Raw genomic sequence first — 20,723 nt, 5'->3', positions numbered from 1 at the left:
GTCGGGGGTGGGGATGACGACGGTCTCTGCGGTGGTCATCGCGTTCTCTCGTTCCCAGTCCGTGCTGCTTTGGGTGACGGTGTTCGGGTGATGATGTTCGGGTGACGGTGTTCGGGTGATGGTGCGTCCGTGTCGTCGGGACACCGGCGGTGACCGCGGACGAGCCACCGCGTTTCGGGTGACCTGTGGAGGGACTACCCCGCACGGGCGCTGATCCCACCTCGGGGGCGAATATGGGCCACCGGTGGGCGGTGGGGCCCGGCTTCGTGGTTTCTCCGTTGCGCTTCACGCTCCGGGCGAGTGTTGCGGACCGGCACCAGGCGGGTGAGCTGGCCTGATCCGGGCTGATCCAGGCTGATCGGGTGAAGACTGTACCCGCCGCTCACGATGGCGATCGGCCGCCGAGCCCCGGCGGCGGGCGTCCGGTGCCGCGAACTATCGCTCACGGTAGCGATAGGGTGTACGAAATCAACCCGTCCGTTCTTCGCCGCATCCTGGTTGGTGCGATTGACCTGTGCAAGGCCTACACTCGCCGGGAACGCTCGTGAAGAATTTCACGAGCACACAGGTGGAGGGCCCCCGGTGGGGTGCCCCCGGGACGAGTGGCCTAGCAGATCCGGAGCAATTCGTGACCATGGCGACGACAAGGGCTGATGGTGCGGCCGGCCGGTCGAAGGCCGACGCCGACGTCATCGTGGTCGGCGCGGGTCCGGGTGGCTCCTCGGCCGCCTACCATCTCGCCAGCGCCGGGCTCGACGTGCTCCTGCTGGAGAAGACGACCTTCCCCCGCGAGAAGGTCTGTGGCGACGGGCTGACCCCGCGGGCCGTCCGCAGCCTCGTGGACATGGGTGTCGACACCTCGCCCGTGGCCGGATGGGCCCGTAACCGGGGGCTTCGCATCATTGGCGGCGGCGTCCGCCTGGAGTTGCCCTGGCCGGAGCTGGCGAGCTGGCCCGACTACGGCCTGGTCCGTCCGCGGCTTGACTTCGACGACCTGCTGGCCCGCCACGCGGTGAAGGTTGGTGCCCGGCTGCACGAGGGGACCGCCGTGACCGGTCCGCTGCTCGACGAGCGCACCGGACGGGTCGTCGGCGTGCACGCCAGGACCGGCACTGACCGGGCACCTGTGACGTTCCGGGCGCCATTGGTCGTCGCGGCGGACGGTAACAGCGCCCGCATCGCGCTCGCCCTCGGTATCCGCCGCCGGGAGGACCGGCCGCTCGGGGTCGCGGTCCGCCGCTACTACCGCAGCCCCCGCACGCACGACGACTTCCTCGAGTCCCATCTGGAACTGTGGGAGGGCAGGCCGCGCGAGAGCCGGCTGCTGCCCGGCTACGGTTGGATCTTCGGGGTCGGTAACGGCACGAGCAACGTGGGCCTCGGCCTGCTGAACACCACGGACGCCTTCCAGAACACCGACTACCGGGACCTGTTGCGCCGCTGGCTCGCCGCATTGCCGCCGGAGTGGGGATACACCGAGGACAACGCCATCGGCCCGGTGCGTGGCAGCGCCCTGCCGATGGGCTTCAACCGGACCCCCCATTACCGCGACGGCGTGCTGCTGGTCGGTGACGCGGGCGGGATGGTGAATCCCTTCAACGGCGAGGGCATCGCCTACGCGCTCGAATCCGGTCGGTACGCCGCCGAGATCGCCGTGCAGGCCCTCGCCCGCCCGGATGGTCCGGCGCGGGAGCGGGCACTCGGCCAGTACCCGGAACTCATGCGGGCCCGGTACGGGGGCTATTACACCCTGGGCCGGTTCTTCGTCCAGCTCATCGGCAATCCGACGATTATGGCGTTCGGTACCCGCTACGGGTTGCCGAGACCGGTCCTCATGCGTTTCGTTCTCAAGATCATGGCAAATCTCACCGACCCCCGGGGAGGGGATGCGATGGACCGGCTGATCAACGCGATGACCCGGCTCGCTCCCGCGGCCTGACGTGTCCGAAATGGCCACTGGTTCCGCGGACCGAGTCCGGACCGTTCGCGGTCCGTTCACCGGCGAGCCGTTTCACCCCAACGTCCGGTAACAAACTCTCGAAGGAGAGGAGTTCGGCATGCTCTCGAACTATGTGCCGATCCTCGTTCTGCTCGTGATCGCGGCCCTGTTCGCGGTCGGTTCGGTCGCGGCCGGTGCGCTGATCGGCCCGCGCCGGTTCAACCGTGCGAAGATCGACGCATACGAGTGCGGGATCGAACCCTCCCCGGCCCCGGCCGGACCGCAGCGTTTCCCGGTGAAGTACTACAACACCGCGATGCTTTTCATCGTCTTCGACATCGAGATTATCTTCCTCTTCCCCTGGGCGGTCGCCTTCGACAGTCTGGCGGTATTCGGTCTCGGCGCGATGGCGTTGTTCATGGCGACCATTTTCGTCGCGTACGCCTACGAGTGGCGGCGTGGAGGTCTGGAATGGGACTAGAGGAGAAGCTGCCGGGCGGTGTGCTTCTCGCCAGCGTCGAGAAGCTCGCCAACTGGTCACGGCGCTCGTCGCTGTGGCCGGCGACCTTCGGGTTGGCCTGCTGCGCGATCGAGATGATGTCGACGGGAGCCGGCCGCTACGACCTGTCCCGATTCGGCATGGAGGTCTTCCGGGCCAGCCCGCGTCAGGCCGATCTCATGATCGTTGCCGGCCGGGTGAGTCAGAAGATGGCGCCGGTGCTGCGGCAGATCTACGACCAGATGCCCGAGCCCAAGTGGGTGCTGTCGATGGGTGTCTGCGCCAGCAGCGGCGGCATGTTCAACAACTACGCGATCGTGCAGGGCGTGGACCACATCGTCCCGGTCGACATGTACCTCCCCGGCTGCCCACCGCGGCCGGAGATGCTCATGGATGCCATCATCAAGCTGCACGAGAAGATCCTCGCCGGTCCGATCTCTGGCCGGATCGAGCACACGAAGATCGGCTCCTCGCCGTATCCGAAACCCATCGAGGTGGCCACGGCCCGGGCCGGTCTGCCGGAGGGCGCGTTCGACACCCGGACCCTCTCGGTGAACGACCGCAAGCGCTTCTCGATCCCGGCCGGGGCGCCGGCGCCGACGGGTAGCGGGGCGGTCGAACCCGCCCTGGACACTCGCCGCCCCGCGGCCCTCGCGCCGCCGTCGGTGTTCGGGCGCGCCAAGCGGATACCGGTCGACCCCAAGCCGAGTGACGAGGCCCGGGCGCACGGGCCCGGTCCGACCACCGAGAGCATCGGCGATGTCGACGGTCCGGATCGGGGGATCTAGGCAGTGAGCGACGAGAGCACAGCCTCCGCCGACCTGGTACCGGGCGCCGCCGGCGTGCCCGGCGGCCCGGGTGGGCAGCGCCGTGACGCGTTCGGCGCCGGTGACAGCGGTGACACCTCCGGGTTCGGCGGGCTCGTGACGCCCGTTCCGGTCCTGAGCTCCACCGCCCGCCCGTTCGGTGACGCCGACGCCGACGCCGTCTACGACGCGCTCGAACGTGCCTTCCCCCAGCTCGGCGACGCCGTCGAACGGGTGGTGGTGGACCGCGGGGAGCTGACCGTCCACGTGCGCCGGGAGAGCCTCGTCGCCGTCGGGCAGACCCTGCGCGACGACCCCGACCTGCGGTTCGAGCTGCTGTCCTCGCTGTCCGGCGTGGACTACCCGGACGACGTCACCGGCCGTCGCCTGCACTCGGTGGCCCACCTGACCTCGATGACGCACCGTCGCCGGGTCCGGGTCGAGGTGTCCGTCACCGATGCCGATCCCACCGTGCCGAGCCTGACCTCGGTGTGGCCCACCGCGGACTGGCACGAGCGCGAGACCTACGACATGTTCGGCATCGTCTACACGGGTCATCCGGGCCTGACCCGGATCATGATGCCGGACGACTGGATCGGGCACCCGCAGCGCAAGGACTACCCGCTGGGGGGCATCCCCGTCGACTACAAGGGTGCCACGATCCCGCCGCCGGACGAGCGCCGGAGCTACTCGTGACCCCGCGTCCGGCCCCGGCCGGCCGGCGGCACCGCCAAGGCGATATCCCACGAGGCGACATCCCACGAGGCGACATCCGAGGTTCGCTATGACGACCAACACGTCGACTTCCTCCACCACGGACGATCTGACCACCGGGGCTCCCAGCGGCACCGGGGCTCCCAGCGGCACCGGGGCTCCCAGCGGCACCGGGGCTCCCAGCGGCACCGGGGCTCCCGACGGCGCGAACGGCGTCGGGGGCCCAACCGGGACTGTCGGCGGACCCGGGGAGCATCCGGCCTACGAGGCCGGCTTCACCGAGTCGGCGAACGGGCGGGTCTACACCGTCACCGGCAGCGACTGGGAGCAGATCCTCGGCGTCGGCGAGGAGGAGAACGAGCGGATCGTCGTCAACATGGGGCCGCAGCACCCGTCGACCCACGGGGTGCTCCGCCTGGTCCTGGAGATCGAGGGCGAGACGGTCACCGAGACCCGCCTCGTCATCGGCTACCTGCACACCGGCATCGAGAAGAGCTGTGAGTACCGCACCTGGACTCAGGCGGTCACCTTCCTCACCCGGGCGGACTACCTCTCGCCGCTGTTCAACGAGGCGGCCTACTGCCTGTCGGTGGAGAGGCTGCTGGGCATCACCGAGCAGGTACCCGAGCGGGCCACGGTGATCCGGGTGATGGTGATGGAGCTCCAGCGGATCGCCTCGCACCTGGTGTGGCTCGCGACCGGCGGCATGGAGCTCGGCGCCACCACCGCCATGATCTTCGGTTTCCGGGAGCGGGAGAAGGTCCTCGACCTGCTCGAGCTCATCACCGGGCTGCGGATGAACCACGCCTACATCCGGCCCGGGGGCCTCGCCCAGGATCTCCCCGACGGCGCCGAGCGGGCCATCCGGGCGTTCCTCGCCGACATGCCGAAGCGGATCAGGGAGTATCACGCGCTGCTCACCGGCCAGCCGGTCTGGAAGGCCCGGATGGTCGACGTCAACGTTCTCGACGCGGCCGGCTGCATCGCGCTGGGGACCACGGGCCCGGTGCTGCGCGCCGCGGGCCTGCCGTGGGACCTGCGCAAGACCATGCCCTACTGCGGCTACGAAACCTACGAGTTCGACGTGCCGACCGCGCTGGAGGGCGACTCCTTCGCCCGCTACCTGGTGCGGCTGGAGGAGATGGGCGAGTCACTCAAGATCGTTGAGCAGTGCCTGGACCGGCTGCGTCCCGGCCCGGTCATGGTCGCCGACAAGAAGATCGCCTGGCCGTCCCAGCTTTCTGTCGGGTCCGACGGGACGGGCAACTCACTCGCGTACATCCGGAAGATCATGGGGACCTCGATGGAGGCCCTGATCCATCACTTCAAGCTGGTGACCGAGGGATTCCGCGTCCCGGCCGGTCAGGTCTACACCCAGATCGAGTCGCCGCGCGGCGAGCTCGGCTACCACGTGGTCAGCGACGGCGGCACGAGACCCTTCCGCGTCCACGTGCGGGATCCAAGCTTCGTCAACCTGCAGGCCGTCCCGGCGCTGACCGAGGGCGGCCAGGTGGCGGACGTGATCGTCGGGGTCGCCTCAGTCGACCCGGTGCTCGGGGGAGTTGATCGTTGATGGCGTTCTCGCCGGAGACCCATGCGGCCGCGCAGGAGATCATCGCCAGGTACCCAGCCGGCCGATCCCGTTCGGCCCTGCTCCCGCTGCTGCACCTGGTACAGGCCGAGCAGGGGTGCGTGACCGCGCAGGGCGTCGCGTTCTGCGCGGACGTGCTGGGCATCACCCGGGCCGAGGTCGGCGCGGTGGCGACCTTCTACACGATGTACAAGCGGCATCCGGTCGGGGACTACCTCGTCTCGGTCTGCACGAACCTGTCGTGCGCGCTGCTCGGTGGCGAGGACGTCTACGAGCGGGTCTCGAAGCTCCTCGGGGTCGGCCATGACGAGACGACGCCGGACGGGTCGATCACCCTCGAGCACGCCGAGTGCCTCGCGGCCTGCGACTACGCACCGGTCATGACGGTGAACTACGAGTTCTACGACCAGGTCGACCCCGACTCCGCCCAGGCGATCGTCGAGGACCTGCGAGCGGGGCGGCGGCCGGCGCCGACCCGCGGCGGTCCGCTGTGCTCGTTCGCCGAGGTCTCCCGCCAGCTCGCCGGGTTCGGCGATCCGAGACCGGAGGGCGTCGCGGGCCCGGGGGTCGGCGAGCCGTCGGTCGTGGGTCTCCTCGTGGCCGAGGCTGCCGGCTGGAGCGCCGAGCAGGCGCCCGCGCCGCTGGTCACCCACGGCGTGGTGGCCGCCGCGGCGCCGCCGCGGCCCGCCCCACCGCCTGCTGCCCCACCGCCTGCTGCCCCACCGCCCGCCGGGACGCCGCCCGCGGTGGTTCCAGCGCCGACGACCCCGGCCTCCTCGGAACGGAAGGGGAGCTGACAATGCCCGTCACCCCGGTCCTCACCCGGCGCTGGAACACGCCGGAGTCGTGGACGATCGAGACCTACACCCGCCTCGACGGCTACACCGCGCTGCGCACCGCCTTCGCGATGGCCCCGGACGACCTCATCAAGCTGGTAAAGGACTCCGGGCTGCGGGGGCGCGGCGGCGCCGGCTTCCCCACCGGGATGAAGTGGGGCTTCATCCCGCAGGGCGACGGCAGGCCGCACTACCTCGTCATCAACGCCGACGAGGGGGAGCCGGGCACCTGCAAGGACGCGCCGCTGATGATGGCGGACCCGCACTCGCTCATCGAGGGGATCATCATCGCGGCCTACGCGGTGCGGGCCAGCCGGGCGTTCGTCTATCTGCGCGGCGAACTGATCCACGCGGCCCGTCGGCTGCAGGCCGCCGTGGCCGAGGCTTATCGGGCCGGCTACCTCGGCCGGGACATCCTCGGCAGCGGCTTCGACCTCGACCTCGTCGTGCACTCCGGCGCGGGCGCCTACATCTGCGGGGAGGAGACAGCCCTGCTCGACTCCCTGGAGGGCCGTCGCGGCCAGCCGCGGCTGCGCCCGCCGTTCCCCGCGACGCACGGCCTGTACGCCTCCCCGACGGTGGTCAACAACGTCGAGACGATCGCGTCGGTGCCGTACATCGTGAACTACGGCGTGGACTGGTTCCGGTCAATGGGCCGGGAGCGCTCGCCCGGGCCGAAGATCTACAGCCTGTCCGGGCACGTGACCCGGCCCGGCCAGTACGAGGCCCCGATGGGCACCACGCTGCGGGAGCTGCTCGACCTGGCCGGCGGCGTGCGGGGCGGTCGCGGGCTCAAGGCGTGGACCCCGGGCGGGTCGTCCACCCCGATGCTGACCGCCGAGCACCTCGACGCGCCGCTCGACTTCGAGGGCATGCAGGAGGCCGGGTCGCTGCTTGGTACGGCCGCACTCATGATCATGGATGACACGGTCGACATGCTCAAGGTCGTCCGCCGGCTCACCCAGTTCTACGCGCACGAGTCGTGCGGCAAGTGCACTCCGTGCCGCGAGGGCACCAGCTGGATGGTGCAGATCCTGTCCCGGATGGAACGGGGCCAAGGCGACGCCGAGGACGTGGACACCCTCGTCGACGCCTGCGACAACATCTTCGGCCGGGCATTCTGCGCGCTGGCCGACGGGGCCACCTCCCCGATCGTCTCGGGGATCAAGTACTTCCGGGACGAGTTCATCCCGGTGAGTGCGGTGACCACGAAGCCGAACCCCACCCCGGGAGACGCCACGGCCGGCGACGGCTCGCCCGCGTCCGCCCCGGGTGCCTACGCGGGAGCGCACTGACCATCATGACCGTCGCCCCATCCAGGCCTCGCGCCTCCGAGCCGGCCCAGCCGGCCGCACCCGACCTCATCACCCTCACCATCGACGGGCTGTCGGTGAGCGTGCCCAAGGGCACCCTCATCATCCGCGCGGCCGAGCTGCTCGGCATCGAGATCCCGCGGTTCTGCGACCATCCGCTCCTCGACCCCGTCGGAGCCTGCCGGCAGTGCATCGTCGAGGTGGAGGGCCAGCGCAAGCCGGTCGCCTCCTGCACCACGACGGTGGCCGCCGACATGGTCGTGAAGACCCAGCTGACCTCGCCGGTCGCCCGCAAGGCCCAGGCCGGCACGCTTGAGTTCCTGCTCCTCAACCATCCGCTCGACTGTCCGATCTGCGACAAGGGCGGCGAGTGCCCGCTGCAGAACCAGTCGATGGCGAACGGCGGCGCGGTCTCCCGGTTCAAGGAGACCAAGCGGGTGTACCCGAAGCCGCTGGCGATCTCCACCGAGATCCTGCTGGACCGGGAGCGCTGCGTGCTGTGTGCCCGCTGCACCCGGTTCTCCGCCCAGATCGCCGGGGACCCGTTCATCGAGCTGTTCGAGCGGGGCGCCGCCGAGCAGGTCGCGGTGAGCGACGGGCAGCCGTTCTCCTCCTACTTCTCCGGCAATACCGTGCAGATCTGCCCGGTGGGGGCGTTGACCAGCGCCGCCTACCGCTTCCGGGCCCGGCCCTTCGACCTGGTCTCCACGCCCACGGCGTGCGAGCACTGCGCGTCGGGCTGCTCCCTGCGCACCGACCACCGCCGGGGCAGGGTGACCCGTCGCCTCGCCGGCGACGACCCGGCGGTGAACGAGGAGTGGAACTGCGACAAGGGCCGGTTCGCCTTCACCTACGCGCGCGCGGCCGATCGGCTCACCACCCCGCTGATCCGCGACGACGACACCGGGCAGCTCGTCCCGGCCTCCTGGAGCGAGGCGCTCAAGTACGCCGCGCGGGGGCTGGCCGAGTGCCGGGACCGGCGCGGGGTCGGGGTGCTCACCGGCGGGCGGCTGACCCGCGAGGACGCCTACGCCTACGCGAAGTTCACCCGGGTGGCGCTGGCCAGCAACGACGTGGACTTCCGGGCTCGGCCGCACTCCGCCGAGGAGGAGCAGTTCCTTGGGTATGCCGTCGCCGGTACCGGCATCGGCGTCACCTACGCCGATCTCGAGGCGGCCCCGGCCGTGCTCCTGGTGGCCTTCGAACCGGAGGAGGAGTCGCCCATCGTCTTCCTGCGGCTGCGTAAGGCCGTGGACAAGCACGGCGCGGCCGTGCACGCGCTCGCCCCCCTGGCGAGCCGGGGGCTGACCAAGCTCGCCGGCACCCTCGTGCCGACGCGGCCGGGCGGGGAGGCGGCCGTCCTCGACGCGCTCGCCGCCCCCGACCGGGGCGGGCCGGAAGCACCGACCACGCAGGCCCTGCGGGCGCCGGGGGCGGTGATCCTGGTGGGCGAGCGGGCCGCGGAGTTCCCCGGGGCCCTGTCCGCGGCCGTCCGGCTGGCCGAGGCGACCGGTGCCTCGCTCGCCTGGGTTCCGCGGCGGGCCGGTGACCGCGGCGCGGTCTCGGCCGGGCTGCTTCCCTCGCTGCTGCCCGGCGGTCGCCCGGTCACGGATGCCGCCGGGCGCGCCGAGGTCGAGGAGGTCTGGGGGGGTCCGCTGCCCGGCGCGCCCGGCCGCGACACCGACGGCATGCTGGCTGCCGCCGCGGCCGGGCGGCTCGACGGGATGATCGTCGCCGGCGTCGACGCGGAGGACCTGCCGAATCCGGCGAGTGCGCTCGCGACGCTCGCCCGGATGCCGTTCTGCGTCTCGATCGAGCTGCGCCGGTCGTCGATCGCCGAGGTCGCGGACGTGGTGCTGCCCATCGCCCCGGTGGCGGAGAAGGCCGGCTCGTTCGTCGACTGGGAGGGCCGGCTGCGACCGTTCCAGCGGGCCCTGGACACCCCGGCCCTGCCAGACGTCCGGGTGTTGCACCTGCTTGCCGCCGAGATGGGCCTCGACCTCGGCCTGCCCGACGCCGGCGCGGCCGCCCGCGAGCTGCGCGCCCTGGGTCGGGCCGGCGACGGCGTGAGCCGGGTGCCCGCCCCGTCGGAGCCGATCGCCGAGCCGCCCGTCGCGGGGGTGGGTGAGGCGGTGCTCGCGACCTGGCACCAGCTCGTCGACGACGGCGCTCTGCAGGCCGACGAGCCCTACCTGGCGGGCACCGCGCGCCCGGCGGTGGCCCGCCTGTCCGCCGCGACCGCCGCCGAGATCGGCGCCGTGGCCGGGGGGCGGGTGACCATCACGGCCTCCCGCGGCTCGATCACCCTGCCCGTCGAGGTCACGGCGATGCCCGACCGGGTGGTCTGGGTGCCGACCCACTCGCCGGGCTCGCACGTGCGCCGGGCGCTCGCCGGGGACGCCGGGGTCCTCGTCCGGGTGGGCCCCGCCGAGGACGATCCCCCTGCCGAGGACGGTACCCCCGCCGGGGACGACACTCCCGGAGGCCGCGCATGAGCGCCACCCCGTCCACGCTCGTCTGGGCCGCGGCCGCGGATCCGGACCTGCACGCGTTCGCCGACGACCCGTTCTGGCTGATCCTGCTCAAGGCCGTGGCGGTGTTCGCCTTCCTGCTGCTGATGACGCTGTTCGCGATCGTGTTCGAGCGCAAGGTCGTCGCGAAGATGCAGCAGCGGGTCGGCCCGAACCGCCACGGCCCGAGGGGCTGGCTGCAGAGCCTCGCCGACGGCGCCAAGCTGATGCTCAAGGAAGACCTCATCCCGGTACTCGCCGACAAGCCGATCTTCATCCTGGCGCCGATCGTCTCCGCGGTGCCGGCGTTCCTCGCCTTCGCGGTGATCCCCTTCGGCCCGGAGGTCTCGATCTTCGGGGAGCGGACCACGCTGCAACTGGCGGACCTGCCGGTGAGCGTGCTCTACCTGCTGGCGGCCGCCTCCCTCGGCGTCTACGGGCTCATCCTGTCGGGCTGGTCGAGCGGGTCCACCTACCCGCTGCTCGGCTCGCTGCGTTCGGCCGCGCAGATCATCTCCTACGAGGTCGCGATGGGGCTCGCGTTCGTCGCGGTGTTCATCTACGCCGGCACGCTGTCGACCTCCGGCATCGTGGCGGGCCAGTCGGGTCGCTGGTACATCGTGCTGGTGCCGTCGTTCGTCCTGTACTGCATCTCGATGGTCGGCGAGACGAACCGGACCCCCTTCGACCTTCCCGAGGCCGAGGGCGAACTGGTCGGCGGGTTCCACACCGAGTACAGCTCCATCAAGTTCGCGTTCTTCTTCCTGGCCGAGTACATCAACATGGTTACCGTCTCGGCGATCGCGACGACCTTGTTCCTCGGGGGCTGGCAGCCTCCGCCCATCCCCGGCCTGTCCGGTCTGAACTCCGGCTGGGTTCCGCTGATCTGGTTCGTCCTCAAGCTGCTGGCGTTCCTGTTCTTCTTCATCTGGCTGCGCGGGACGCTGCCGCGGCTGCGGTACGACCAGTTCATGAGCTTCGGCTGGAAGGTGCTCATCCCGGTCGGTCTGGTCTGGGTGCTGGCCGTCGCGACCTTCCGCGTCTACCAGAAGCACGTGGACGACCGCACGCCCTGGCTCGTCGGGTTCGGCGTGGTCGTCGGCATCCTGCTGATCGTCGCGCTCATCGATCCCGGCGGCGCGAGGCACCAACGGGAGCTGGAGGAGGCCGAGCAGCGCAAGCTGGCCGAGGCGCCGAGCCTCGACCGCATCCCGTGGCCCCCCCCACCGCAGGCCGCCGGACGGGGTCGTCCGGCGGTGTCCGCCGGTGCCTCGGCCAACGGGTCGTCCACTGTCATCCCCGCGGACCCCGGTCCGCGTCAGGAGCGTTGAGTCATGGGGATCCTCGACCCGTACAAGGGGTTCGGCGTCACCTTCGGGACGATGTTCAAGAAGCCGACGACCGAGCAGTACCCGGAGGAGAAAAAGGAGACCGCTCCGCGTTTCCACGGCCGTCACCAGCTCAACCGGCATCCCGACGGCCTGGAGAAGTGTGTCGGGTGCGAGCTGTGCGCCTGGGCGTGCCCGGCCGATGCGATCTATGTCGAGGGCGCGGACAACACCGAGGCCGAGCGGTACTCCCCGGGCGAGCGGTACGGCCGCGTCTACCAGATCAACTACTTGCGGTGCATCCTGTGCGGGCTGTGCATCGAGGCCTGCCCCACCCGGGCGCTGACGATGTCCAACGACTACGAGCTCGCCGACGACAGCCGACAGGATCTGATCTTCACCAAGGAACAGCTGCTCGCTCCGCTGCGCGAGGGTATGGAGGCGCCGCCGCATCCGATGCGGCTCGGCTCCAGCGAGACCGACTACTACACTCGCGACCCCGAAGCCCCGCTGCCCTGGCAGGTCTCGGGGCAAGAGCAGGCCTCGGGGCAGGCCGGGGAGCTGGAGGCAGCTGACGTCATCGCCCGGCGGACGGCGGGCGAGCACTCCCGGGCGGATGAGGTTCCCGCCCACGGCGCCGGTTCGGAGCGACCACGATGAACCACGAGATCCTCGCCGCGGCGGGGGACATCACCAGCACCTCCACCGGTGAGGCCGCGACCTTCTGGATTCTCTCCCCGGTCGCGGTGCTGGCCGCACTCGGCATGGTGATGGTCCGCAGCGCCGTGCACTCGGCGTTGCTGCTGGTGGCCAACCTGTTCTGCGTCGCGGTGTTCTACCTGATCCAGGAGGCACCGTTCCTCGGGTTTGTGCAGATCATCGTCTACGCGGGCGCGATCATGGTGTTGTTCCTGTTCGTGCTGATGCTCGTCGGGGTCGACTCGTCCGACTCGCTGGTGGAGACCATCCGTGGTCAGCGCCTCGGCGCGATCGTCTTCGGCCTCGGCTTCGCGGGCCTGCTGGCCTTCCCGATCGGTTCGGCGATCGACGGCGGGAGCGCCAAGGGCCTGTCCGAGGCGAACACCGGCGGCAACGTCCAGGCGATCGGTCGTCTGCTGTTCACCGACTACGTCTTCGTCTTCGAGGCGATCTCGGCGCTGCTCGTCGTCGCCGCGATCGGCACGATGGTCCTCGGCCACCGGGAACGTGAAGGCGGCCGGATCAGCCAGCGGGAGTGGATGCGGCGGCGCTTCACCGAGGGCCGTCAGGTCACCCCGTTGCCCGGGCCGGGCGTCTTCGCCCGGCATGACTCCGCCGACACGCCAGGGCTGTTGCCGGGCGGCGGGCGCGCCTCGGGCATCGGGGGCGTCCCCGGGACGCCCGACGAGCCGGGCGGCGGCATCTCCCGGGACGCGGACGGCTCGGCGCCCGTCGGCGCCGGTAAGGGGGACGGTCGATGAACCCCGCGAACTATCTGATCCTCTCCGCGCTACTGTTCACCATCGGCACGGTCGGGGTCCTCGTCCGGCGCAACGCGATCGTCGTGTTCATGTCGGTGGAGCTCATGCTCAACGCCGTGAACCTGACCCTGGTCACGTTCTCCCGCATTCACGGGACCCTCGACGGGCAGATCATGGCCTTCTTCGTCATGGTCGTCGCCGCGGCCGAGGTCGTCATCGGCCTGGCCATCATCCTCAGCATCTTCCGAACCCGTCGCTCGGCGTCGGTGGATGACGTGAACCTGCTGAAGTACTAGATCCCAGCCAAGCACGAGTACGAGCGCGAGCACCAGATCTTGACCAGCACTCCCACCGCGGACCGGGTCGGGTGGACTCCCCGGTCCGCCCCCGCCGCCGGAACGCGGCTGCGACCGGCCGTCGGCCACGGAAGAACGGACGACACTGCAGTGACGCATTATCGCCAATGGCATCCGCGGCGGAGTCGCGATGAACGCTGACCCGCTTCTGCTCGCTGCCGCCGAACATGGCGGCAGCAAGATCCATTATGCGGCCGCGTCGGGGGTCTTCTCGCTGACCTGGCTGCTCATCGCGCTTCCGTTGGCCGGAGCCGCGGTGCTGTTGCTCGGCGGCCGGCGGACCGACGGGTTCGGGCATCTGCTCGGCACACTGACCTCCGCCGCCAGCTTCGTGATCGGTCTGGTGCTGTTCGCCGGCCTGCTCGACCGCCCCGGTGACGATCGGGCGCTGTCCCAGCAGCTGTACTCCTGGATTCCGGTCAACGGTTTCCGGGTGGACGTCGGTCTGCTGGTCGACCAGCTCTCGGTCGTCTTCGTGCTGCTGATCACCGGGGTCGGGACGCTGATCCACATCTACTCGATCGGCTACATGGCGCATGACCCGGCCCGGCGGAAGTTCTTCGCCTACATGAACCTCTTCCTGGCGTCGATGCTGCTGCTCGTCCTGGGCGACAACTTCCTGTCGCTCTACGCCGGCTGGGAGCTGGTCGGGCTGTCGTCCTTCCTGCTCATCAAGTTCTGGGAGTACAAGCCGGCCGCCGCCACCGCGGCGAACAAGGCCTTCTACATGAACCGGGTCGGGGACGTCGGGCTGGCGCTCGCGATCATGTTCATGTTCGCCACCGTCGGGTCGACGAGCTACGCCGACGTGTTCGGCTCGGCCGCCGCGGGCGTCATCGGTTACGGCACGATCACCGCGATCGCGCTGCTGCTCCTGCTCGCTGCGTGCGGCAAGTCCGGCCAGTTCCCGTTGCAGGCCTGGCTGCCGGACGCCATGGAGGGCCCGACCCCGATCTCCGCGCTCATCCACGCGGCGACCATGGTCACCGCCGGGGTCTATCTCATCGTGCGGGCCGGGCCGATCTTCAACGAGACGCAGGCCGCCCGTACCGTCGTGGTGATCGTCGGGGCGGTCACGATCCTGATCGGCTGCGTCATCGGTTGTGCCTACGATGACATCAAGAAGGTGCTGGCCTACTCGACAGTCAGCCAGATCGGGTACATGTTCCTCGCGGTGGGGCTGGGACCGGCCGGCTACGCGATCGGCATCATGCACCTGCTCGCCCACGGCTTCTTCAAGGCCGGTCTGTTCCTCGGATCCGGCTCGGTGATCCACGCGATGAATGACGACCAGGACCTGCGTCACTACGGCGGGCTCTGGCGGCATATGAAGATCACCTGGGTGACCTTTGGTGTCGGCTACCTGGCGATCATCGGGTTCCCCGGGTTCTCCGGCTTCTTCACCAAGGACCGGATCATCGAGACCGCCTTCGACAAGGGCGGGACGTCGGGATACCTGCTCGGCTCGATCGCGCTGCTGGGCGCGGGCATCACCGCCTTCTACATGTCCCGCCTGTTTCTGATGACCTTCCACGGCAGGCCGCGCTGGACGACGGAGGGCGAGCACGCTCGGCATCCGCACGAGTCCCCGGGGTCGATGACCGGTCCGATGATCATGCTGGCCGTCGGCTCGCTCCTCGCCGGTGGCCTGTTCGTCCTCGGCCATTCGCTGCAGGACTGGCTCGAACCGGTCGCCGGGGCGGGGGTCGAGGGTGTCCACACCTTCTCGCCGCTCGTCCTCACCCTGCTCACGCTGGTGGTCACCGCCGGCGGCTTTGCCGGGGCCTATGTGCGCTACCAGCTGCGCCCGGTCGAGGCGACGGCCCCGCCGGACTCCGAGGTCACCCTGGCCACCGTCGCCGCCCGTCACGACCTGTTCGCGAACACCTTCAACGAGACCGTCGCGATGCGGCCCGGCCAGTACCTGACCCGTTTCCTGGTCTGGCTGGACCTCGTCGGCGTCGACGGGCTCGTGCGGGGCAGCGCCGCCGCCATCGGCGGCCTGTCGGGGCGGATGCGCCGCCTCCAGACCGGCTTCGTCCGGTCCTACGCTCTGTCGATGTTGGGAGGTGCCGTCCTCGTGGTCGGCGCGCTGCTGCTGGTGAGGGCGGGCTGACATGCACACAGTCCCCTGGTTGACGATCATGCTGATCGTCCCGGCCGCGGGTGCGGTGGTTGTCGCCGCTCTGCCCCGCCGGCTGTCGACCCTCGCCAAGCAGCTCACCCTCGGGCTCTCGCTGGCGGTCCTGGTGCTCGCGGTCCTTGCGACCGCGGCCTACAACCCGGACAAGGCCGGCTTCCAGTTCGCCCAGTCCTACGACTGGATCAAAACCTTCGGCATCTCCTACTCGGTGGGGGCCGACGGCATCTCGCTGGTGCTGATCCTGCTTGCCGCGCTGCTGGTGCCGGTCGTGGTCCTGGCGTCCTGGGACGAGGCAGGCGCGGATGGGGGGACGACCGGCGCGGCGGACCCGACCGGCGCGGCCGCCGTCGGGGCGGACGGCGTCGGGGCGGACGGCGTCGGGGCGGACGGCGCCGGGCCCGGAGCCGGGACGCGGAGCAGGCGGTCGGTCCCGGCGTTCTTCGCGCTGCTGCTGGCGCTGGAGGCCGGGATGATCGGCGTGTTCGCCGCCACCGACGTCTTCCTGTTCTACGTCTTCTTCGAGGCGATGCTCATCCCGATGTACTTTCTCATCGGGAGCTACGGCCCGGTCCGGGAGCAGGCCCAGCGCTCCTACGCGGCGGTCAAGTTCCTGCTCTACAGCCTCTTTGGCGGCCTGCTGATGCTCGCTGCCGTGATCGGACTGTACGTCGTCTCCGCCGACAACCTCGGCAGCGGAACCTTCGACTTCGCCACCCTGCGGCAGATGGACATCACCCCCGGGGTGCAGAAGCTGCTGTTCCTCGGCTTCTTCCTGGCGTTCGCCATCAAGGCCCCCCTGTTCCCGTTCCACACCTGGCTGCCCGACGCCGGCGCGCAGTCGCCCACCGGCGGCGCGGTGCTGCTGGTCGGGGTACTGGACAAGGTGGGCACGTTCGGACTGATCCGGTACTGCATCCCGCTGTTCCCCGACGCGGCCGACTACTTCGCCCCGCTGGTGCTCGGTCTGGCGGTGATCGGCATCTTCTACGGCGCCCTGCTCGCCATCGGGCAGCGGGACATGAAACGGCTGGTCGCCTACACCTCGCTGGCCCACTTCGGCTTCATCGCGCTGGGCACCTTCGCCTTCACCTCCCAGGCGGGCAGCGGCGCGGTGCTTTACATGGTCAACCACGGCCTGTCCACCGGCCTGCTTTTCATGGTCGTGGGCTTCCTGGTGGCGCGCCGCGGCACTCGTGACGTCGGTGCTTACGGCGGCCTGGCCAGGGTGACGCCGGTGCTTGCCGGGGTGTTCCTCGTCGCCGGACTGTCGTCGTTGGCGTTGCCTGGAACGAACAGCTTCGTCAGCGAGTTCCTGGTGCTGGTGGGGACGTTCACCCGGAACAGGCCGCTGGCGATCGTCGCGACCACCGGCATCGTGCTGGCCGCGATCTACATCCTGTACCTCTACCAGCGGACGATGACCGGACCGGTGGTGCACGAGGAGAACAAGGTCCTGGTCGACCTCAGCCTGCGCGAGAAGCTCGTCGTCGCCCCGATGGTCGCGCTCATCGTCGCGCTCGGGGTCTACCCCAAGCCGCTGCTCGACATCATCACGCCGACGGTGACGGCGACCTACGCCGATATCGGCAAGTCTGACCCGGCTCCGACGCACTCGGTGGCCGCGGAGTCCGGAGGCCACTCGTGAGCGCCACACCCGACCTTCTCCTGGCGCAGGGATCGAACCCGATGATCACACCGCCGTCGATCGAGTACTCCTCGCTCAGCCCGATCCTGATCGTGTTCGGGGTCGCGCTCGTCGGGGTGCTCGTCGACGCCTTCGCCACGAAGCGGGCCCGGCGGACCTTCCAACCGATCCTGGCGGGTGCGGGCTTCGTCGCCGCGCTCGTGGCCGTGGCGGTGCTGCACGGCCGGCAGGCCATCCTCGCCTCCGGTGCGCTGGCGATCGACGCGCCGACCCTGTTCATGCAGGGCACGATCCTGGTCTTCGCCCTGCTGTCGGTGCTGCTGGTGGCCGAACGCCAGCTTGACTCGTCCGGCGGGGCGATCGTGGCCTCGGCCGCGATCACCCCGGGCTCGAAGGGATCGACGGCGCAGCAGACCTCGGCAGACGTGCAGACCGAGGCGTATCCGCTGATGGTCTTCTCGGTCACCGGGATGATGCTCTTCGTCGCCTCGAACAATCTGCTGGTGATGTTCGTGGCGCTGGAGATCCTCTCGTTGCCGCTGTACCTGCTGGCCGGGCTCGCCCGGCGCCGCCGGCTGCTGTCGCAGGAAGCGGCGATGAAGTACTTCCTGCTCGGGGCGTTCTCCTCGGCCTTCTTCCTCTACGGCGTCGCGTTCGCCTACGGATTTGCCGGCAGCGTGGAGCTCGGGGCGGTCGCGGACGCGGTCAGCAACGCCGGTGCGAACGACACCTACCTCTATCTGTCGCTCGCGCTGCTGGCGGTGGGGCTGTTCTTCAAGATCGGCGCCGTGCCGTTCCACTCCTGGACGCCGGACGTCTACCAGGGCTCGCCGACGCCGGTTACCGCGTTCATGGCGGCGGGGACGAAGGTCGCCGCGTTCGGTGCCCTGTTGCGGGTCTTCTACGTAGCCTTCGGAGGGCTGCGCTGGGACTGGCGACCAATCCTGTGGACGATCGCCATCCTCACCATGGTGGTCGGCGCGGTGCTCGCCCTGACCCAGCGCGACATCAAGCGTATGCTGGCCTACTCGGCGATCGCGCACGCCGGGTTCCTGCTGGTGGGCCTCGCCGGCACCAACACCGACGGCCTGCGCGGCTCGATGTTCTACCTGGTGACCTACGGTTTCACGACGATCGCCGCCTTCGCCGTGGTCTCCCTGGTCCGTACCGGCGACGGCGAGGCCGGCGACCTGTCCCAGTGGCGGGGGCTCGGCAGGACCTCGCCCCTGCTGGCCGGGACGTTCTCGTTCCTGCTGCTCGCGCTCGCGGGGATCCCGCTGACGAGCGGGTTCACCGGGAAGTTCGCGGTGTTCCAGGCCGCGATCGCCGGGGACGCCACCCCGCTGGTAGTCGTTGCACTGGTGTGCAGCGCCATCGCCGCCTTCTTCTACGTGCGGGTCATCGTGCTGATGTTCTTCTCCGAGCCGCTTGCCGAGGGGCCGGTGGTGGTGACCCGCCCGACGCTGACCTTCGTCGCGGTCGCCATCGGTACCGTGGCTACTCTTCTACTGGGAGTAGCGCCACAGCCACTCCTGGACCTCGCGACGACCGCCGCGACGTCCGGCTTCGTACGCTGACGGTGGTATGAGCGCTATCGGGCTGGACGTCGTGGGGATCAGGACCGATCCTGATCTGGAAAAGGCCGTGCGGGTGGGTCTCGCCCGGGTGGAGGATCTGCTGCGCGAGTCGGTGCGCAGCGAATCCGCCTTCGTGACCGAGACCTCCCGCCATCTTGTCGACGCGGGGGGGAAACGTTTCCGTCCGATCGTCGTGCTGCTGGCGGCGCAGTTCGCCGATCCCGAGGCCGTCGGCGTGGTGCCGGCGGCGGTGGCGATCGAACTCACCCATCTGTCGACGCTGTACCACGACGACGTGATGGACGAGGCGCCGCGGCGGCGGGGAGCGGCCTCCGCGAACACGCGGTGGACGAACACGGTCGCCATCCTCACCGGGGACTACCTGTTCGCCCGCGCTTCCGACATCACGGCGGACCTCGGCCCGGAGGCGACCCGCATCCTCGCCCGGACGATCGCGACCCTGTGCGAGGGGCAGATCCGGGAGACCGTGGGCCCGGCGCCCGGGCAGGACCCGGTCGAGCACTATCTGCGGGTCATCACGGACAAGACCGCCTCGCTGATCGCGACCTCGGGTCGGCTCGGTGCCATGCTGGCGGGCGCCGACCCGATCACCGTCGACACCCTCGCGACCTTCGGGGAGCTTTTCGGGGTGGCTTTCCAGCTGTCCGACGACATCATCGACGTTGTCTCGGACCCGGTGGACTCCGGCAAGACGCCCGGCACGGATCTGCGGGAGGGAATCCCGACCCTGCCGGTGCTCTACGCGCTGCAGACCGACGACCGGGCGGCGGGACGGCTCCGGGAGCTCATCACCACCGGATTTGCCCCCGGCGACGGGAACACGGAGGACCGGGTGGGCGAGGCTCTCGATCTGCTACGCGGCCACGTGGGCATGGCCCGGGCCCGGGCGGAACTTATCTCCTGGTCGAGCCGGGCGCGGGAATGCCTCGCGTCGTTGCCGGACAATCCGGCGAAGACCGCCTTGGAGTCCCTCGCGGACTTCGTGGTTGACCGCACCGGCTGAGCGTGGCGCGGGGAGCGCCCGGAAATCCGGCGACCTGGCCGGATCTGGTGAGATCCGGCCAGGTCGCCAGGTCGCCAGGTCGCCAGGTCGCCAGGTCGCCAGGTCGCCAGGTCGCCAGGTCGTCCTGGGTCAGTGTCCCGACGCGACCGCCGCCGTGGCGGTGGTTGCGGACTGCGTACAGGTGTATGTGGTTCCGGCTGGGTCGGCGTGGCCCTTCGTGGCACCGGTCTGCGTATCGAAAAATGTCCCGAGCAGCGGAGTGACGTCGATCGGCATTGGATGGAACGGCAGGGAGCCACCGGCCGAAGTCGGCGTCGGGCTCGTCGAGGGGGTCGGGTCGCCCCACGGCCACGAGTCGATCGGCGACGGCGATGTCGTGGCCGTGCCGGCGCTCTCCGTCGGGCTGGGCGCGATGGTACGCAGGTCGGTGGGGCTCGTGCTGGGTGAGCTGAGCTCGTCCCGCGGCGTCAGTGGCACGATTGGGATCGGCGAGGTGCCGGGGCCCAGGTAGGCCTCGCCGGTGGCGTGGGAGGAACCTGACCGCCCGGACGGACTACCAGGGTGGGCGCCCAGGCCGGCCTGGCTCGTGCTCGGCGCCAGCAGCGCCTGGGACGGAGTGGGCAAGGCGGCCTGCGGACGGTCGCGGGAGGCCTGCGTCTGGGAGGAACCGAAGGCGGCCCCACCCGTGTACTGGACCCGAGGCGCCTCGCCGGCGTTCGGGCCGGTCGTGGCGCCCGTCGGATCGCCGCCCAGGGCTACGCCGGCGACCAGCGCGGACAGCCCGGCGAGCGAGGCGGTTCCCGCCGCGGCGAGCCGCACCCGCCCGCTGCTTCGCCTATCGGCTGGTGCCCGGTGCGCGCCGGGCATCCGGCCGGGGCTCCCGGCGGGCGGGTTCGTCGGATGGACGTCGGCGGGCCGGTGGCTCGCGGCGGGGGCGGCGGGCCCGGGAACGTGGAAGGGATCATAGAGGGTGCCGAGGGCG

16 protein-coding genes and 1 pseudogene are annotated in these 20,723 nt (G+C 70.3%); 16 read left to right on the top strand and 1 reads right to left on the bottom strand.

Annotated features, from left to right (window positions below):
- Window positions 1–634: 634 nt before the first annotated feature.
- The 16 genes from AC08OO_RS15550 to AC08OO_RS15475 all read left to right on the top strand — a co-directional run bounded on the left by AC08OO_RS15550 (window position 635) and on the right by AC08OO_RS15475 (window position 19,741).
- Window positions 635–1,939, top strand: coding sequence for a geranylgeranyl reductase family protein (locus AC08OO_RS15550; protein ID WP_011434997.1), 1,305 nt, complete (start codon window positions 635–637; stop codon window positions 1,937–1,939).
- 118 nt (window positions 1,940–2,057) lie between these two features.
- A complete protein-coding gene (locus AC08OO_RS15545; protein WP_011434998.1) occupies window positions 2,058–2,420 on the top strand; it encodes an NADH-quinone oxidoreductase subunit A in 363 nt (120 codons plus the stop codon).
- Window positions 2,411–3,226: a NuoB/complex I 20 kDa subunit family protein gene (locus AC08OO_RS15540; RefSeq protein WP_476611591.1), complete on the top strand. Its 816-nt coding sequence runs from the start codon at window positions 2,411–2,413 to the stop codon at window positions 3,224–3,226. The genes AC08OO_RS15545 and AC08OO_RS15540 overlap by 10 nt, the downstream gene beginning before the upstream one ends.
- A gap of 3 nt (window positions 3,227–3,229) precedes the next feature.
- Window positions 3,230–3,940, top strand: coding sequence for an NADH-quinone oxidoreductase subunit C (locus AC08OO_RS15535; RefSeq protein WP_476611592.1), 711 nt, complete (start codon window positions 3,230–3,232; stop codon window positions 3,938–3,940).
- A gap of 88 nt (window positions 3,941–4,028) precedes the next feature.
- Window positions 4,029–5,531, top strand: a complete 1,503-nt coding sequence (locus AC08OO_RS15530; protein WP_476611593.1) for an NADH-quinone oxidoreductase subunit D — start codon at window positions 4,029–4,031, stop codon at window positions 5,529–5,531.
- Window positions 5,531–6,346: an NADH-quinone oxidoreductase subunit NuoE gene (gene nuoE, locus AC08OO_RS15525; RefSeq protein ID WP_476618688.1), complete on the top strand. Its 816-nt coding sequence runs from the start codon at window positions 5,531–5,533 to the stop codon at window positions 6,344–6,346. Before AC08OO_RS15530 ends, nuoE begins: the two co-directional genes overlap by 1 nt.
- A gap of 2 nt (window positions 6,347–6,348) precedes the next feature.
- A complete protein-coding gene (gene nuoF, locus AC08OO_RS15520) occupies window positions 6,349–7,680 on the top strand; it encodes an NADH-quinone oxidoreductase subunit NuoF (RefSeq protein ID WP_476610920.1) in 1,332 nt (443 codons plus the stop codon).
- 5 nt (window positions 7,681–7,685) lie between these two features.
- The gene (locus tag AC08OO_RS15515; protein ID WP_476610918.1) at window positions 7,686–10,193 is read left to right on the top strand and encodes an NADH-quinone oxidoreductase subunit G; all 2,508 of its coding nucleotides are present in this window, start codon (window positions 7,686–7,688) and stop codon (window positions 10,191–10,193) included.
- The gene (gene nuoH / locus AC08OO_RS15510) at window positions 10,190–11,539 is read left to right on the top strand and encodes an NADH-quinone oxidoreductase subunit NuoH (RefSeq protein ID WP_011435005.1); all 1,350 of its coding nucleotides are present in this window, start codon (window positions 10,190–10,192) and stop codon (window positions 11,537–11,539) included. The genes AC08OO_RS15515 and nuoH overlap by 4 nt, the downstream gene beginning before the upstream one ends.
- Before the next feature lie 3 nt (window positions 11,540–11,542).
- Window positions 11,543–12,196: an NADH-quinone oxidoreductase subunit NuoI gene (nuoI, locus tag AC08OO_RS15505; RefSeq protein ID WP_476610917.1), complete on the top strand. Its 654-nt coding sequence runs from the start codon at window positions 11,543–11,545 to the stop codon at window positions 12,194–12,196.
- A complete protein-coding gene (locus tag AC08OO_RS15500) occupies window positions 12,193–12,996 on the top strand; it encodes an NADH-quinone oxidoreductase subunit J (RefSeq protein WP_476606899.1) in 804 nt (267 codons plus the stop codon). The genes nuoI and AC08OO_RS15500 overlap by 4 nt, the downstream gene beginning before the upstream one ends.
- Window positions 12,993–13,292: an NADH-quinone oxidoreductase subunit NuoK gene (gene nuoK / locus AC08OO_RS15495; protein WP_011435008.1), complete on the top strand. Its 300-nt coding sequence runs from the start codon at window positions 12,993–12,995 to the stop codon at window positions 13,290–13,292. The genes AC08OO_RS15500 and nuoK overlap by 4 nt, the downstream gene beginning before the upstream one ends.
- Window positions 13,293–13,482: 190 nt before the next feature.
- Entirely contained in the window at window positions 13,483–15,468 is a 1,986-nt protein-coding gene (gene nuoL, locus AC08OO_RS15490; RefSeq protein WP_476610916.1) for an NADH-quinone oxidoreductase subunit L, read from the top strand.
- Window position 15,469: 1 nt separating this feature from the next.
- Window positions 15,470–17,140 carry an NADH-quinone oxidoreductase subunit M gene (locus AC08OO_RS15485; RefSeq protein ID WP_476610915.1) on the top strand — a complete coding sequence of 557 codons (1,671 nt, stop codon included), beginning with the start codon at window positions 15,470–15,472 and terminating at the stop codon, window positions 17,138–17,140.
- Between the two features lie 41 nt (window positions 17,141–17,181).
- The gene (nuoN, locus tag AC08OO_RS15480) at window positions 17,182–18,717 is read left to right on the top strand and encodes an NADH-quinone oxidoreductase subunit NuoN (protein WP_476610919.1); all 1,536 of its coding nucleotides are present in this window, start codon (window positions 17,182–17,184) and stop codon (window positions 18,715–18,717) included.
- Window positions 18,718–18,724: 7 nt separating this feature from the next.
- Entirely contained in the window at window positions 18,725–19,741 is a 1,017-nt protein-coding gene (locus AC08OO_RS15475) for a polyprenyl synthetase family protein (protein WP_476610914.1), read from the top strand.
- A gap of 129 nt (window positions 19,742–19,870) precedes the next feature.
- Here the strand turns inward: AC08OO_RS15475 and AC08OO_RS15470 are convergent.
- Window positions 19,871–20,723 (bottom strand): annotated as a pseudogene (locus tag AC08OO_RS15470) (hypothetical protein); the annotation flags it as partial.

Source organism: Frankia sp. CeCAU1, from assembly GCF_977971845.1.
This window is presented reverse-complemented; position numbering and strand designations above follow the sequence as displayed.